The organism is Deltaproteobacteria bacterium (assembly GCA_029860075.1).
In the GTDB taxonomy this organism is placed as follows: domain Bacteria; phylum Desulfobacterota; class JADFVX01; order JADFVX01; family JADFVX01; genus JAOUBX01.
In genome coordinates this window covers 92,106-107,722 of sequence record JAOUBX010000006.1, presented here as the reverse complement: position 1 = coordinate 107,722, position 15,617 = coordinate 92,106, and the positions used below count along the sequence as shown (strand labels likewise).

At 43.4% G+C, this 15,617-nt stretch carries 14 protein-coding genes and 1 tRNA gene; 5 read left to right on the top strand and 10 right to left on the bottom strand.

Features of this window, described 5'->3' with window-relative positions:
* Positions 1–308 precede the first annotated feature (308 nt).
* The gene (locus tag OEV42_03490) at positions 309–1,385 is read left to right on the top strand and encodes a hypothetical protein (GenBank protein MDH3973322.1); all 1,077 of its coding nucleotides are present in this window, start codon (positions 309–311) and stop codon (positions 1,383–1,385) included.
* A 108-nt stretch (positions 1,386–1,493) separates the two neighbouring features.
* Here OEV42_03490 and OEV42_03485 read toward each other — a convergent pair whose 3' ends face one another.
* From OEV42_03485 to OEV42_03470, 4 genes are read right to left on the bottom strand one after another with little or no spacing between them, the layout of a single operon-like run.
* Entirely contained in the window at positions 1,494–2,738 is a 1,245-nt protein-coding gene (locus OEV42_03485; protein ID MDH3973321.1) for a hypothetical protein, read from the bottom strand.
* Complete coding sequence (locus OEV42_03480; protein ID MDH3973320.1) at positions 2,710–4,728, bottom strand: tetratricopeptide repeat protein; 2,019 nt, start codon at positions 4,726–4,728, stop codon at positions 2,710–2,712. Before OEV42_03480 ends, OEV42_03485 begins: the two co-directional genes overlap by 29 nt.
* A 4-nt stretch (positions 4,729–4,732) precedes the next feature.
* Positions 4,733–5,611: a hypothetical protein gene (locus tag OEV42_03475; protein ID MDH3973319.1), complete on the bottom strand. Its 879-nt coding sequence runs from the start codon at positions 5,609–5,611 to the stop codon at positions 4,733–4,735.
* Entirely contained in the window at positions 5,608–7,188 is a 1,581-nt protein-coding gene (locus OEV42_03470) for a transglutaminase (GenBank protein MDH3973318.1), read from the bottom strand. The genes OEV42_03475 and OEV42_03470 overlap by 4 nt, the downstream gene beginning before the upstream one ends.
* A gap of 496 nt (positions 7,189–7,684) precedes the next feature.
* On the opposite strand from OEV42_03470, the gene OEV42_03465 reads away from it, so the two are divergent.
* Complete coding sequence (locus OEV42_03465; GenBank protein ID MDH3973317.1) at positions 7,685–8,401, top strand: TIGR04211 family SH3 domain-containing protein; 717 nt, start codon at positions 7,685–7,687, stop codon at positions 8,399–8,401.
* Between the two features lie 161 nt (positions 8,402–8,562).
* The gene (ettA, locus tag OEV42_03460) at positions 8,563–10,248 is read left to right on the top strand and encodes an energy-dependent translational throttle protein EttA (protein MDH3973316.1); all 1,686 of its coding nucleotides are present in this window, start codon (positions 8,563–8,565) and stop codon (positions 10,246–10,248) included.
* A 63-nt stretch (positions 10,249–10,311) separates the two neighbouring features.
* On the opposite strand, the gene OEV42_03455 is transcribed toward ettA, so the two are convergent.
* Positions 10,312–10,500 carry a hypothetical protein gene (locus OEV42_03455; GenBank protein ID MDH3973315.1) on the bottom strand — a complete coding sequence of 63 codons (189 nt, stop codon included), beginning with the start codon at positions 10,498–10,500 and terminating at the stop codon, positions 10,312–10,314.
* 90 nt (positions 10,501–10,590) lie between these two features.
* Positions 10,591–12,171 carry an FAD-dependent oxidoreductase gene (locus tag OEV42_03450; GenBank protein MDH3973314.1) on the bottom strand — a complete coding sequence of 527 codons (1,581 nt, stop codon included), beginning with the start codon at positions 12,169–12,171 and terminating at the stop codon, positions 10,591–10,593.
* A 109-nt stretch (positions 12,172–12,280) separates the two neighbouring features.
* On the opposite strand from OEV42_03450, the gene OEV42_03445 reads away from it, so the two are divergent.
* A tRNA-Thr gene (locus tag OEV42_03445) sits at positions 12,281–12,356 on the top strand.
* Positions 12,357–12,526: 170 nt separating this feature from the next.
* Positions 12,527–13,042 (top strand): cytochrome c, encoded by a 516-nt coding sequence (locus tag OEV42_03440; protein ID MDH3973313.1) that lies wholly within the window; start codon positions 12,527–12,529, stop codon positions 13,040–13,042.
* Positions 13,043–13,050: 8 nt separating this feature from the next.
* Here the strand turns inward: OEV42_03440 and OEV42_03435 are convergent, their stop codons facing one another.
* The 4 genes from OEV42_03435 to OEV42_03420 all read right to left on the bottom strand — a co-directional run bounded on the left by OEV42_03435 (position 13,051) and on the right by OEV42_03420 (position 15,555).
* Positions 13,051–13,479 (bottom strand): hypothetical protein, encoded by a 429-nt coding sequence (locus OEV42_03435; protein MDH3973312.1) that lies wholly within the window; start codon positions 13,477–13,479, stop codon positions 13,051–13,053.
* Between the two features lie 136 nt (positions 13,480–13,615).
* Positions 13,616–13,999: a hypothetical protein gene (locus OEV42_03430; GenBank protein MDH3973311.1), complete on the bottom strand. Its 384-nt coding sequence runs from the start codon at positions 13,997–13,999 to the stop codon at positions 13,616–13,618.
* Positions 14,000–14,221: 222 nt separating this feature from the next.
* A complete protein-coding gene (locus tag OEV42_03425) occupies positions 14,222–14,884 on the bottom strand; it encodes a hypothetical protein (protein MDH3973310.1) in 663 nt (220 codons plus the stop codon).
* Between the two features lie 107 nt (positions 14,885–14,991).
* The gene (locus tag OEV42_03420; protein MDH3973309.1) at positions 14,992–15,555 is read right to left on the bottom strand and encodes a GrpB family protein; all 564 of its coding nucleotides are present in this window, start codon (positions 15,553–15,555) and stop codon (positions 14,992–14,994) included.
* Positions 15,556–15,617: the final 62 nt, after the last annotated feature.

Sequence of the window (15,617 nt, the reverse complement as noted above, 5' to 3'; positions counted from 1 at the left end):
ATCCTCAAAAAGCCGGAATAATGCTTCAGTTTATCAGAGCTGAAGGAGATAATCAACGCGCATGCCTTAAATGAAGACCATTTTATGCTATAATTCTGGAAAGGGCCGTTGGATGCAGCAATGTACGTTTAGGAATTTGCAGTTTTAATTGTCATTTCGAATGCGCCCGAACAAAGTGACAAGCGCCCTGGGGTAAAATGACAATTTTATGGCCTGTTTACCTTAAAATTAATCATTACAATTTACCAACCGGACAATGCCTTCAGGCGAATAGAGTCAAGGAAAAAAATCTTTTTGCAGGAGTCAAAATGAAAAATCAGGCGCCTCACCACAAACATCGGGGCATGAGTGCACAGAATAAGTTACTCCTTTACAAGAACAGGCAGCAGGAAATACATGCGCCGGGGATTCAGAAACTCAAAGGTTTAATCTGTCTGCTAATTGCATCCCTCCTTATGTTGCCTTCCTGCACAACGCTACCGAGGCATCCCCTCGATGAAGAGCAGAAGACCTTTATTGCTGAAGAGGGGGAAGGAATCTTTAATCGCCATGCACCGGTCTTCATTGTTGAAAGGCCTGAAAAAAAATACAACCTTATCGGAACACCGGCAGCAAGAACAGATAAAAAAGGAGAAGAGAAAATCTTCGTTGATCCCGGCAGGGCCGCCGTATTTTACGAAAAAAGGATTTTTGAGACGGAAAAGGGGAAATATACCAACCTCTTTTACAGGGTACATTTTAAAAAAGTACCCTCTTTTAATCTCACTGCCGGTAATAACGGCGGACTCTTTATCGCAATAACGCTTAATGAAAAAGAAGAACCGCTCCTCTATACGACTGTTCACACCTGTGGCTGCTATATTGCTTTTATTCCGACCTCCTTTCTTCCCCGTGAAATGATGCCTCACAAATGGGATGATAAGAGACAAATTGTATTGGGTGAAAGTTTGCCGGGTATTCTGGATTATAAAGGCGCCTTCCATAGTTCTTTAAAAACAATGATTCTTTTCAGGGATGCTACTCACAGGATTATGGATCTCTGGCTAGAAAAGACAGAAAAGGTCTTTAAAAGAAAAAACAGCGTTGAAACAAAACTCATCCCTATGAAAAAACTGGAACAGCTTCCTTTGGAAAAAAAGGGCACAACCTCTTTCTTCGAGCATGACGGCCCGAGAAAAGGCTATGTTAAAATGAGCCACAAGTTTTGGGAGCGCTTGCTTATGAGTTGGTGGGCCTTTGACTGGCGCATCGGGGAAGACAAAATGCTGGGCAAAGATAAATCCGAAGGCACACGGTTCTATACAAGCCTTAAACCCTGGGCACGGGACGAATCGGACATGCGCGACTTTCCGGCTTTCCTGGAATACTGGGGCTGGGGCCTGTAAAAAAATACCCCGCCCTTGCGGCGGGGTATAGGCATGGAGACCGCCTTCCCGCTTTATCCCGATAAACGGGGTGAATACAGCCAGCAGGGATTCAAAGTATTTTACGGGTTAATAGCGAACCTTTACTCCAGCCCACAGGACGTAGTTTGTATATGCTCTTCTTATTGAGATATTTTCATCTTCCGTATTGCTGTCCCTGCTTTTCCGTTCAAATTCAAGGTAGAGCTTTCTTTTATAGTGAAACTTATAATCATATTCGATTGAGAAGTCAAAATAGGTATAATCCAGTTTAGGGTTTACCCCCGGTGACGGAGCAGTCCGGCGTTTGTACTTACGAGTTTCATAGTCCCCTTTAACCTCAATGGTATTTTTATCATCAAAATCGTAATCAAAATGCACGTCCAGGATCTTCGCCGAATAGCTGTCATAATCCTGGTAGGTATCTTCTCTTTCCCGGGCAGTCAGTTCGACAGCTACTTTCCCCCGCTTATTCAACTTCGCCTTTACCCCAACCATAATCGACCGGTATTCGAGCTCACGCTTTTTGCCTAATACATTGTCGCCACCGTTAGCCTCCTTGGCAAGGTCCTCCCTGTATTCTCTTGCCCTCTGGTCATATTCAAGCTCAAGTTGATACTTTTCTGCAATAACCTGTTCCATGGCGACAATCGATCTATGTTCAGTATAATCGTATGATTCGTAGGGCGCCGGCGGTTCGTCATAATCTTTATCCTTGTACCGCCCTTTTAAAGTCAACAGGGTTTCACCAAATTTCCTTTCCCTATTTTTATCTTCCGGCCTGATAACAAATATAAAATCGGGACCCGTATAGATAGAGCGATAGGAATATTCCTGGATATATTTGTCGCCGAATATGTTCGTCTCATCCCTTTCTTTTTTCCTAAAATCAGCATGGAGTTTGATTTTAAGCCTCTTATTGATTTTGTGGCGTGAATCGAGCTTAACCTTGCCCGTCGTTTCATCGAGCACATCGTGATTAGAATATCTTTTTCCTCCAATAGCCACGCCTGCTTTATATTTGTTTTTTTCGTTCCATGCTCCCTTTATATGAGCGCCAACTTCCATGGCAAGAAAAAAGTCACTTTTTTCAAGACCCGATTTTGTTCCATAGACAGGGTGAGCAACCACCTTGTCAGGGCTGTGAAATACGTTTGTTTCATAACCTGTTGCCACATCACCTTCAATATAGAGCAGTGCGCCCGACTTGCCCAGTTTATAACCATACTTCTCCGCGCCATAAGAAGTGCCACTCAAAATTAACGTAAAGAATAATAATAAAATAACCGCTTCTCTAACCATCATATCACCTCGCTCCATTTGATAGCCTTTCAATATATTTTTTTGCCTCTTTATTATGAGGGTCAAGCTGAAGGACCCTTTTGTAATACTTAACCGCTTTATCCTTATTGCCCGAGTCCTTATAAATTCGGGCAAAGGCAAGCCAGCCTTCAATAGATGAGGGAGAAAGGCTGACTGTTTTTCTGACCTCCTGGATAGCTTCTTTTTTTGCGCCTGATTTTTGCAATTCCTGTGCCAGAAGCAACCGTGTTTTTATATCATCCGGTTTTTGTTCGAGTACTTTGTTAAATAACGTGATGGCTTGCGCCTTCTCACCCTTATCTGAGCCGGCATAGAGAATCCCCAGTTCTCGCAATGCCTTAATATTTTCCGGTTTGAGGGCGAGAATTTTACCATAGGCCCTTATTGCTTCATCCAGGTTTCCCATTTTTGCATGGCCTTTCCCCAGCCTGAACCAGGCAGGCAGGTACTGGGGATAGAGCGCCGATACTTTTTCATATTCCCTGACCGAGCCCCTGTAGTCACCCTTTTGAAAAAGGAGTTTGCCCATATTCATACGTGATTTAACATAGTCCGGTTTCGCTTTAAGCGCTTTTTCGTAACTCTCTATGGCGGCATCAATGTTTTCCAGTTTCTTGTATATTACGCCCATCTGGTGCCACGCCTTATAATAGCTCCCTTTTATTCTTGCAGCCTCACCAAACTCCCGGAGGGCTACCTTATATTTTTTTTCTTTATAGTAACTCTGTCCCAGATTATAGTGAGCTGTTTCATAATCCGGCTTTATGGCGATTGCCTTTATGATGGAACTTCTTCCTTCTTCATGTCTTCCCATCTTTCCATAAGCAAGTCCCCTGTTCAGGAAAGCTTCGGCATATTTGCCTCCCCCTTTGTCTATGGCCTGGTTATAAAATTCTATCGATTTTTCGTAATCTTTCTGTTTGTAGTAGATTCTTGCCAGGTTAAAAAAGTCTTCTTTTTGAGCATTTGTCTCTCTAACGAGAGACAAAAATCTTTCTTCAGCAAGGTCAAGCCTGTTTTTACCCAGATAAAGAAGGCCGAGATTGTATTTTGCTTCCCTGTAGGCAGGATTATGCTTAATAGCTTCCTTGTAGTACTTTTCGGCTTTTTTATAACGCTTTTCCTCTTTGTAGAAGATTCCGAGATTAAAGTAGGCCGGTGTATAATCGGGCCTTAAATTGAGCACCCTTTTGTAAAGGCCTTCTTTTTTTCTTTTCCCTTCTTCAGAAGCGGGTTGAATAAGCGCCAGGTTCATTCTGGGTTCTATATAAGCGGGATAAAGGTTTATTGCTTCAAGATAGGCATTTTCAGCCCTCTTTTTATCCCCCATCCTCACATAGGCAAGACCAAGGTTGAATGAAGACTTCGCTTTTTGTATTCCGCTGCTCATGTCGATTGCTTTCAAAAGACTGGCAGCGGCATCGCTGTATTTTTTTTGTCCTAAATAAAGAATCCCCAAATTATAAAAAGGAATGTCATATGCCGGTTCCAGGGCGATCGCTTTTTTGTAGGCCTCCTCAGCGCCCTCATAATCCCCCAGATATCTTACTGCATGTCCAAGATTAACATATGCCTTTGCAAAATCAGCTTTCAGGGTTATCGCTTTTTTGAAAATTTGAGATGCATTCTCATAGTTGCGCATTTTTAATTCTATGAGACCGAGATAATTTAGTATAAAGGGATTATCCGGAATTTGACCAAGGGCCAGCTTAAAAAAGTTCTCTGCCTTGTTGTAATCAGCAGACCGGTAAAGCTCCCTTCCTTTTACAAAGTTCTCAATCCTTTCCAGTTCCACTGCCGATACTTCTTCCCCGTCATCGGTCTCATCCTCGTTGTTTACTTCCCCCTTATTTGCTGTTGCTATCTCCTCTGCCTTTATTTTAATGACAGTCGGTCTGGAACTGGCCACCTGGGCAAGGTTTTGCAAATAGGCAATAAATCCCACCAGCAGTAATAAAACAGTCAGAACAGGGACAAAGCTTTCTTTAAGGAATCTCGACATTGCTTCAGTTAACCTCTTTCATTATCTCTTTAAGGCCCATGGCATTGACATTCTGAATTTCCAGGCCGGGCCTGGCATTGATTTCCATAACCAGGGGACCCTGCGTCTTATCGATAACAATATCAATACCAAGATAGTCGAGTGGAACGACACGGGATGCTGCTTTTGAGATTGAGATAATGTCCTGCCAGAAAGGGACCTCCAATCCTTCAAGGCAACAACCGCTATCAGGGTGACTAAGGAGATAACCTTTCCCGTCAAATCCCCTCCCTGTAACCCCTGTTTTGATGTCAATTCCAAGCCCGATAGCCCCCTGGTGAAGGTTCCCCTTGCCCTCCGACCTGGACGTGGGTATTCTCGCCATAGCCATAATGTTTTTGCCTTTACAGGTTATTATTCTGAGATCAGCCACACCATGAGGATAAAGCGCGGTAAAGAAGGGGTGGGGATGGACGCGATGCTCAATCAGCACCCTGTCCCAGAGACCAAAGGAGTACACGCCGAAGATAATGTCAGCCATCTGCTTTTTCAACTGATCTGCCCCGAGCAGTCTTCCGGCAGCCGTTTTCCAGCAGCTTTCCGATTTTTCCGCTACCAGGATGCCTCCTCCGGCCTTTCCTCTTGCCGGTTTTATGGCAAATTCATCTATTTCGACTATCCTCTCCCAGGCGCTGTTTATCTCACTCATTGCTGAAAGGACAAGGTAGTTTTTTGGCACAGGTATCCCTGCGGGCACAAGATATTCCTTGGTTTTCACCTTGTCGTCTGCAACATTGAAATACCTGCGCGGATTATACTTGTAGACATAATCGATATTTCTCCCGTTAATGCCAAGCACCCTGCCATAAAGCCCGGCAAATGAATTTAAAGAAGGCCATTTCATTGTATTAACCACCTGAATCTTCCTATCTCCACAACCCTCATGCCTATCCAGCGGCCGATCCAGAGATTAAGCGCTGCAAGAATAAGCAGCATCTCGGGAAAGGCAAGAAATATGGCTTCCATAGCGAGAGAATTCATTGCAAGAAAACAGAACCAGACAACAACAAGGGTCATTGCTGTAACTTTGAGGGCCTTTAAAAGGCCCTGTTCCGTCTGAATGAGGGCGAAGCGCTCTGCCGTAATGGTCAGCACGGCAATAGGAAAGAGGCTGAGATGGGAGAGTTCAAAAAGACCCAGGTTCACCCCCGCTACGGTTATGCCGAGTATAAGCATAACGACGCTTATAAGCAGTATGCTCATTTTTGGGGTATGAAGGATTCCCCATTTTTCCAGCGGATAATGAATGAGACTGACCAGGGCAATGACAAGCAAAAAACCGACAGCCCCCCACACAAAACCTGTCTCCCGGCTGGCTGCCGCAATAAGCGCCGGAAGGAAGGTCCCGAAGGTTTCCAGGCCGATAACATTACGGAAAATGACAACAATAAATGCCCCCAGCGGTATCATTATTATTATTTTTAAAAGGCTAAGCGAAATGCCGACACGCTCAAAAGCAGCCCATGCGGCATAGGCGTTGAGAGGATGCTCTCCAAGTTCCGTCAGAAAATCACTTTTTGATGTCAGTTTTTTGCGTATTTTGAATGAGTAGTTAAAATTAATATCCGCTGTATGCTTGAAAAGCGCCTCGTCTGTGCGATAGAGGGAGAGATAGTTTTCAGGTATCCGGGCAAAATAACCGTTTAGCGTATCGAAAGGGACCCAGTGGCCCTTAATATGGACCTCAACCCACTGATGGCTTGTCCGCTTTGTGCCGCTTTGAAGAATCAGTCCCCCCACTAACCTTGACGGAATGCCCGCTTTTCTCAATAAGGCAATGAAGAGCCGGCTTTTTCCGTTACATGACGCCTCGCCAAGCCTGGCCGCCGTCGCCGCATCGGTAAGCCCCTTGAAGGGCATAGGTTTTAGTCCCCCGGCATAGTCGAAGGCGGCCTTCAGTATGGGAAGCAGTTTTTTTCCTTTTGGAATTTGCTCATCAAATATCCTGCTTATAACAGGATCACCAAGTTGTATAGTCCCCGTTGCAAGGAGGTATTTATTAAGGCGCTCAGGGTAAGATTTTGGAATAGTCAGCCTGTCGTCAAGTTCATAAACTATCTTTTCACCTGTCACTGAAAAGGTATAGAGTATTTGCTGAAACCCTGAGGGATTATCGCTTTGCCAAAGGCCAATCCTTCCAGACTCTTCATGGGATACCTGGAAGGACATGCCCCCTGAATTATTAAGCTCATTTCCTGTTACCTGCCTTTCATCGGAAAGGGGGAGATAGGTCCTGATCCGGACAGGCTCACCAAAACCCTGGAAGGACATGCTTATGTCTACATCATAACGTATCCGGGGAATAATAGAGGAAAAGGTATAACCGACAGAGAATATTTTATAGCATATTAAACCGCTTGCCAGAAGGGTAAGAAGAAACGCTGTCAGCCTGAGAAAGCTTTTTTCTTTTTTCTCTGTCATGCTTTAAAGGTAAGGCCTGATAAATAACCTGCGTTCCTATGACCTCCGGAACTATCCATAAATAATGCGGGATATAAGTATAAAAACAACCTTCCCGCAAGATCCCGATAAATGGGGGCGGGAAACAGCCGCCATGGATTTAAAACAAAAAAATATCATGACCGGCAAGCTGCAGGCTAATTTATAAGTTAACAGAGTAAAAATATTAATGCAACCCTCTCCGGCTTTTGAACTGTATCAATAAGGGATTGCCGATGGATTATCAATATTAAGCAATCAAAGGTTTATAAATATATGCCGGGACCTTATAAAACAATCTTTTTTAATGGAACAAAGACAGGATTTACAAGAGATTCCCCTAAAATTTATTTTTCCAAATACCCTCTTTTGTCAAAGGGGAAAAGTGAAGGCAATGAATATTTGCAATTACTCTCTCCTGTTGTTATTATTCGCTATGGAATAGGTATTCTATTTTATATTGTAAAGGAGTTTTGGAATGTTTAAGACGCTTCATATTAAACAGGGGAACAGCAGCGCTGTCAATAAATGGACTTTTCTCTTTATGGTAAAGAACTTCATTTTTCTCACCCTTCTTGCGGGGGCAGTACAGGCAGCCTATGTAACAGATAACTTCAACATAACCCTCCGTGCTGAACCGCTTAAGAGCGCGCCTGTTGTGACATTACTGAAAAACGGCACCAAACTGGAGGTACTGGAAGAAAATGAGGGATGGGTGCATGTAAAGATAGAAGACGGGAAAGAGGGGTGGATAGTAAAAAGGTATGTTTCACTGGAAATACCCCAAAGCATCCGTATTGAAAAGCTGGGCAAAAGTCTTGATGAAACTTCCATAAAACTGAAAGTTACCGCAGAAAAGGCGGCGGCAATAGGAGAGAATAATAAAACCTTAAAGCGGGAACTGGAATCAACCCGGGAAAAACTCAATCAGGTAGATGCCGACTACAAGCGGCTCCAGGCTGATTCGGGCAATGTGGTAGAGATTAAAAAAAATTATGAGGAAAGCACGGTAAACCTTAGCAGGGCCATGGCAAAAATTGAAGGGCTTCAGGCAGAGAATAACGAGCTTCGTTCAACAACAGAATTTCGCTGGTTTTTAACAGGCGCCGGCGTCGTTGCCGCTGCATGGATCGTAGGTTTTATCATGGGGAGCATGAACAGGGGCAAAAGGCATCATTCTCCTTTTATCAACTGATACTGTTAACCTTCCAAAGCTTACCCTCAAGGGTATAAACCCTTGAAAGTGAAATTTTATTCATCTTAACTTCATCTTTCCCGCTCACTGAATCAAAACCATGTGCTTTGCTTCATTGATTGCCTTTTAAATTATCAAGAGAGAAAGGATTTTTATAATCTATGAGTACGGAACCGAATAAAGTCATTTACTCCATGGTGGGAGTAAGCAAATTTTACAACAAAAAACCTGTTCTAAAAAATATCTATCTTTCCTATTTTTACGGGGCAAAGATAGGCGTGCTCGGTCTTAACGGATCGGGAAAGAGTTCTCTGCTTCGCATTCTTGCCGGTGTGGATAAAGATTATTCCGGAGAGATCAGTCTTTCACCGGGCTATACTATCGGTTATCTTGAACAGGAACCTGTTCTCGATGAAAATAAAACGGTAAAACAGTGTGTGGAAGAGGCGGTACAGGAGACGGTGGACCTTGTTAATGAATTCAACGAAATAAATGCAAAGTTTGCCGAACCCATGTCGGACGATGAAATGACGGCCCTTTGCGACCATCAGGCAGAAGTGCAGGAAAAGCTCGATAATCTCGATGCCTGGGATCTTGACAGCAGGCTTGAAATGGCTATGGACGCCCTCAGGTGCCCGCCTGAAGACAGGCCTGTTAAAATACTCTCTGGAGGAGAAAAAAGAAGAGTGGCTCTTTGCAGGCTCCTTCTTAAGAAACCGGATATTCTCCTCCTTGACGAGCCGACCAACCACCTCGATGCCGAATCGGTGGCCTGGCTGGAACAACATCTTCAACGCTATGCAGGTACCGTTATCGCTGTAACTCATGACCGTTACTTTCTTGATAATGTGGCGGGATGGATACTGGAACTGGACCGTGGTGAAGGCATTCCATGGAAAGGAAACTACTCTTCCTGGCTGGAACAAAAGCAGGAGCGGCTTGCTAAAGAGGAAAAGGAAGAGAGCGACAGGCAAAGGACCTTAAAAAAGGAACTCCAATGGATCAGGATGTCGCCCAAGGGGCGTCATGCCAGGTCGAAGGCAAGGATTACCTCTTATGAAGCGCTTCTTGGTCAGGAGAGTGAAAAAAGGGCCGGCGAACTGGAGATTTTTATTCCACCGGGACCAAGGCTAGGGGATATAGCCATCGAGGCAAAGGATGTGATCAAGTCTTTTGGCGACAACATTCTCGTTGAGGGAATGACCTTCAATCTCCCTCCCGGCGGTATTGTCGGCGTTATCGGCCCCAACGGGGCAGGAAAGACAACGCTTTTCAGGATGATTACGGAGCAGGAGAAACCCGATGGGGGATCGGTAAAAATCGGTGATTCTGTAAAACTTTCCTATGTCGATCAGAGCCGTGACAGCCTCAATCCGGAGCACAGCATTTGGGAGGCCATCTCCGAAGGTTACGATACAATTAATCTCGGCAAAAAGGAGGTTAATTCCCGTGCCTATGTAGGCCGGTTCAATTTTTCGGGGCAGGACCAGCAAAAGAAGGTTTCTCTACTTTCGGGAGGAGAAAGAAACCGGGTCCATCTTGCAAGGATGCTAAAGGACGGCGGCAATGTCCTTCTTCTCGATGAGCCGACCAATGATCTCGACGTTAATACCTTAAGAGCACTCGAAGAAGCGCTGGAAAACTTCGGCGGCTGTGCCGTCGTTATCAGCCATGACCGCTGGTTCCTGGACAGAATAGCAACGCATATCCTTGCCTTCGAGGGAGAGAGCAAAGTCGTATTTTTTGACGGAAATTATTCGGAATATGAAGAAGACAGGAAAAAACGCCTCGGAGCTGCCGCCGACCAGCCCCACCGGATCAAGTACAGGCACCTGACGAGGGATTAAAGAAAACTTCAAATAGAAAAGGGCGGTTTTTATACCGCCCTTTTCACTTTTATCAAGAACTAATCAGATGGGCACCTTATCAACAACGTCAGCCGCCTCATCAATTACTCCATGAGCCGCGTCTCCTGCAACAGGGATAATGGTAAGCACACCACCAACGGCACGCATGGGTGCAGAAACAAGCCGGGTGAGGAGACAGCCACTAAGTTGTGTTGCAATCAAGAGTACAAGCAGAATTTTTAGAAACTTCATAAGGTCCTCCTTTCTTTTTTTTTAACTATGGGAAAAGTATAACCTGCATAATTTCCTTCGACAAGCTATATTTGCAATTCACTACAAAATTCATTGCCCTTTCCGGGCGATCATATCGGCAACTTTAATGCCGTCAAGGGCTGAACTCATAATACCGCCTGCATAGCCGGCGCCCTCGCCACAGGGATAAAGGCCGGCTATACTGACAGATTGCATGTCCCTTCCGCGCAATATTCTAAGCGGCGCCGACGTTCTTGTTTCAATCCCGATCAGTGTCGATTCACTGGAAAGAAAACCCCGCATCTTTCTGTCAAAAACAGGGAGCGCTTCTCTCAGGCTTTCCGTCACATAGTGGGGAAGACAAAGGGAGAGATCGGCATGTTCCAGCGCGGGAAGAAAAGTCGATTTATTTAAGGAGTAACACTTTCCGGGTTCGCAAAACGCCATAAGGTTCTGGGCGGGCGCATTATAATTGCCGCCGCCATGAATAAAGGCAATCCTTTCCCATTTTCGCTGGAATTCCATACCGGCCAGCGCATGTTTACCAAAATCTTCGGGCGTAACATTTACAATGAGAGCGCTGTTTGCATACCCCCTATCCCTGCCGGAATGGCTCATTCCATTTACAACAAGCCCGGCAGGCTCTGAAGAGGCATTGACAACCATACCGCCGGGACACATGCAAAATGAATAGGCGCTGCGGCCGCGCTCTTTCATATTATGGGTAATGGCATATTCAGCCGAACCGAGGCCGGCATGGCCTGCACATTTGCCGAACTGTATTTTGTCGATGAGTGGTTGCGGGTGCTCAGCACGAAGACCGACAGCAAAAGCCTTGGATGTCATTTCCACTCCTCTTTCCAATAGTAAACGGTAAGTATCACGGGCGCTATGCCCTATGGCCAGGACAAGGCAATCCGTCTCTATTTCTTCTCCGTCATTCACGCTGACAGAAACGATCTTATTACTGCTTGCCTCAATACCGGTTACTTTTGCTCCAAAACGAAGCTCACAACCCCTTTCAATAAGCAGCTTTCTTATATTAACAACAATATTGCGAAGCTTGTCGGTCCCGATGTGAGGTTTTGCAAGGTAAGCTATTTGAGGATCGGCTCCGGCCCGGACAAAGGTTTCAAGAATATAGGAAATACGGCTGTCATCAACACGGGTCGTCAGTTTTCCATCGGAAAAGGTCCCTGCCCCTCCTTCACCGAACTGAACGTTGCTCTCGGGATCAAGTTTACGCTCCTTCCAGAAGCGTTCAACATCTTTTACCCGCTCTTCTATCTCTTTTCCACGCTCCACAATGAGCGGCCTTAGCCCATACTCGGTCATCCTCAAAGCGGCAAAGAGTCCGGCCGGTCCCGCGCCTGCGATAAGGGGCCCTTTCCTGCTCCGAAGTTTAGGGAATTTTACAGGGCCTTCTTTCTCAGCAACCTTTACATGGGGAGTATTAAGGTCAATCTTTTCAGCCAGGCAATCATCAATTTCCACATTGAGGGTATAAACAAAATTGATCTTGTCCTTTTTCCGGCTGTCGAGGCCTTTGCGAATAATCGTTAAAGAAAGAATGTCATCAGCCGTAATATCCAGGCGTCGGGCTGCCTTTGACTTAAGCAGTAACTCTGCTTCATCGAGGTAGAGCCTTATTTCTGTCAGCCTCAAAATCATGGTGCTATAATAACAGAATGGGACCTTTAAAAACAGCAGATGGAGTCAATCAAAATTCTTTTCACTAAGTTTGAAAAATTTGTATAATAGCGGTTCAGGGAATCCATAAGCCGGCGTAGCTCAGGTGGTAGAGCAGCTGATTCGTAATCAGCAGGTCAGCGGTTCAATTCCGCTCGTCGGCTCCATTAAATTGATTTTTCAAACTTTTTCAACCGTTCCATACAAAAAAAGTTCTTCTCCGGTTGTTTCCAACTTTCCTCATTACCCGACTTGAAATGCCATGTTCTTTTGCTAAACTTTTCAATTAAGGGCAGTTAGCCCTCTTATTAAAACTAATTCATAAACGAGGCGGCAAATGGATAAAAATAAAAAAGGGAGAATCATACTTCTGCCGGGACTATTTTCAGTGTTTATTATCTTGTCACTTGTCATTGGCCTTTCACACATATCCATGGCACAGCAAGGGCCTGGATATAGAAAACAAAGGACTTTTACACCTCCAAAAGATGAACGCCAGTTAGTCTCCATGCCCGATGGGGTAAAGCTGGTCCTGCGTCTGGATATGATTTCACATTTGAGCGCTTTAAACGAAATTTTGGTCAACATTTCAACGGGTGACCTCGATGCGGCTGCAGAAGTCGCTGAGTTAAAGCTGGGGAAAAGTTCCATGGGAAAACATAGAGGTACCGGCATGGGGCCTGGACGCTTTATGCCGCAGGATATGCACGATATCGCTTTTAGCATGCATCAGGCTGCAAGCAGTTTTGCAGAACTTGCGAAAAAGAAGGGAGATTTAAAGGGAGTTTATGAGGCCTTACAGGAAATAACCGCCCATTGCGTCAGTTGCCACTCAGCTTATCGGATTCAGTAACATATGATTTATAGAGGAGAGTTAAAATTGACTCTTTTCCCTACCCAAAAGTGATATTCAGTTTCTGATGTTTGTATTAAGTCACCAAATACTGGCCACTTCAATTTTTTTTTGTCTTTATAGTAAACAAGGGGCTCAACCCGTTCGCGTCCAACACCTATATTATGGGGCCACTTAAGAAAATGCCTTATTGATTCAACGCTTAATATACTGTCATCCCCCACATCATATTCAAAAGTGTCATAATTCTCCCATGCCCTGACATTATATGAATCATAATTTTCACTATCTTCAATAATAGTAATATACCCTTCAAATTCATTTGGGATTACTATCAAGACGGGATAAGTTTTGTTGCTCCAGTAAATTCCATAGCCGGCAACAGCTATTACGATGAAGATGAACATAAATTTTTTTTGCTTTAATATTTTAGACATAATGACGGAACTGAGGCGCTTACGGGTTGAGGGCAAGGCCATTGGGTTAAATCAATTGTTTTTAAAAGCCACTTGTTTCGATTTAAAACTGTTGCCGGCAAGTCCTTTTCTTTGTTAGATAAATTTTTCTCTATTTCTACAAATCTTTAAGCTTTTTTTGTAGCGAACAAAGATTCGACTCATATAATTTTGGGAGTTCACCCTTACTTGAGCCAGTTATTTTCTTCTTAATAGCGGAGATTAAGTAATGCTCATTGAGCGCGAATTCCTGTTGAATGGCACAGGATGAAAAAGTGTCGAACTCAATAGTCACATTCCCGGCTTGTTTCCCCTTTATCATCTCCTTAATTTTAAATGTTACTCGATTGTGAGCACCTTCAAAATCTATGTTTGATATTGTCCCCTTAAATACAATATCACTATTTTTGACTATTTCATCGGTAAGTTCTGTAGGTGCAGTACAAAAGCAAGCGGATGCGAAATTCGGTAACAGAATAAGAACAATTATTAAATATCTCATGGTAATCTAACGAGTCTGTAGAAAAACTCCTTTTAATTTGAAAACCTTATAATATCGGGGTGCCAAAATAATTCCTGGTACTGAGGTTGTCCAATACAGGCCAAATATGGGACTCATTTTTTTCGTAGAATCTACCAATGGGGAAACCGACAGCTTCATCGATTGAATTAACCGGCCGCTATAGCGAGCTATTAGCGGCCGGATTGAATGGCTTGTTATAAATTAATGGACACCTACACCCTCAAAAACAAGCTCAGAGATTGCAACATCTTTATATTTGGACCCAGGGTAGACTTCCATAATTTCAAATTTAATCAACGTGGTCGTTTTAGGTGGAAACATAAATTTCCCAATATCAATGGTTTGAATTTCAAAACTATCAATTATTTCTAAGATAGCGTATGGCTCATTATTTACGTACATTCTGAGTTTCTTAACTCTCGAATTTGCTTTCCATAATTCTTTAGATTTTTTATATCCGTTCGCTAGCAATATTTTGGTAATACCTAAATGCCCATCATAGTTTTCATACCTGTCAAAATTAAATTTATATTCTACATATTCACCAATTCCATAATCTTTTTTGCCTTCGACCCATGCGGTTTTCATTTCAAAATCATGTGCATTTTTCCCAAGATAGGTATTGCTCCCGTTGCTTCTTAATTCAGATGAGGCCGTAATTTCTTCAACATAACCACCACAATACCAGCTGCAACCTTTTAAAAATACTAAATCGCCAATTGGCTCGTTTGGGCCAGCATAATCCTCGTAATCCATATAATTAGAATCAGAATCTTGTATAGCCTTTATTACAGGGATCTCTTGGGCGTGCAAAAATGTTAATGATAGTAACATCAATAATATGGAAAAAAAGATTGTTTTCATTTTGACCTCATATTTATAACGATTGAATTAAACGGCCGCGTTTAGTGAGTGAAACGAGCTATTCGCGGTCGGGTTGAATGCTTTGTTCGGCATACTTGCGTAATAAATTAACTTTCTGAGTGACTTTTTTCATCGTAATCATCGCCCAGTATTCGTTGAATAATAGATTGTTTCATTTCAGCATAGTTATCAGTATCAGTTACTCCCTCCGAAATAATGCGTTTTTTCTCCGCTATGTAAGCGGAAAGTAATTCAGAGTCATTGCATAATCTGTCACGAAAGATTCGAAATCGGATTGCCTCGTATGAGTCTTCATGAATGACATGAACATATATAAGAAAGGAAGTGTTATCATATTCAAATGTTCCCATCATTACTGGCCTTGTATCAGGAAACCTATTTCTAAATTCTTTGCCTTGTCTTTGAAATCCCATTGCTGAAAGTAGTGATTTAACGACATCAAGAGATTCCTTTGGATAGAGTGCCATCAAATCTACTACACCTTTGCCAGAACAGCTTGGTATAGCTGTACTGCCAATGTGTTCGATAGTCACTCTTGGTACGCATAATTCTATTTGTTTTTTCAAATATTTAGCAACTTCTGGAGCCCTATGATCGTAAGGATTAAATGTAGCCTGCGGTTTCTTATATGGGCCAATTATTTTTTCCATATGCTTAAACATATTTGTACTTTTTGAAAACCACTATTAGGTGCGTTGATGCCGAACGCTAA

Bases quoted from the DNA above. Each gene is read 5' to 3' on its own strand.
- OEV42_03435 (MDH3973312.1), bottom strand. From the start codon at position 13,479: ATGTCTAAAATATTAAAGCAAAAAAAATTTATGTTCATCTTCATCGTA.
- OEV42_03420 (MDH3973309.1), bottom strand. From the start codon at position 15,555: ATGGAAAAAATAATTGGCCCATATAAGAAACCGCAGGCTACATTTAAT.
- OEV42_03440 (MDH3973313.1), top strand. From the start codon at position 12,527: ATGGATAAAAATAAAAAAGGGAGAATCATACTTCTGCCGGGACTATTT.
- OEV42_03450 (MDH3973314.1), bottom strand. From the start codon at position 12,171: ATGATTTTGAGGCTGACAGAAATAAGGCTCTACCTCGATGAAGCAGAG.
- OEV42_03455 (MDH3973315.1), bottom strand. From the start codon at position 10,500: ATGAAGTTTCTAAAAATTCTGCTTGTACTCTTGATTGCAACACAACTT.
- OEV42_03470 (MDH3973318.1), bottom strand. From the start codon at position 7,188: ATGACAGAGAAAAAAGAAAAAAGCTTTCTCAGGCTGACAGCGTTTCTT.
- OEV42_03465 (MDH3973317.1), top strand. From the start codon at position 7,685: ATGTTTAAGACGCTTCATATTAAACAGGGGAACAGCAGCGCTGTCAAT.
- OEV42_03430 (MDH3973311.1), bottom strand. From the start codon at position 13,999: ATGAGATATTTAATAATTGTTCTTATTCTGTTACCGAATTTCGCATCC.
- OEV42_03425 (MDH3973310.1), bottom strand. From the start codon at position 14,884: ATGAAAACAATCTTTTTTTCCATATTATTGATGTTACTATCATTAACA.
- OEV42_03480 (MDH3973320.1), bottom strand. From the start codon at position 4,728: ATGTCGAGATTCCTTAAAGAAAGCTTTGTCCCTGTTCTGACTGTTTTA.
- OEV42_03475 (MDH3973319.1), bottom strand. From the start codon at position 5,611: ATGAAATGGCCTTCTTTAAATTCATTTGCCGGGCTTTATGGCAGGGTG.
- OEV42_03490 (MDH3973322.1), top strand. From the start codon at position 309: ATGAAAAATCAGGCGCCTCACCACAAACATCGGGGCATGAGTGCACAG.
- ettA (MDH3973316.1), top strand. From the start codon at position 8,563: ATGAGTACGGAACCGAATAAAGTCATTTACTCCATGGTGGGAGTAAGC.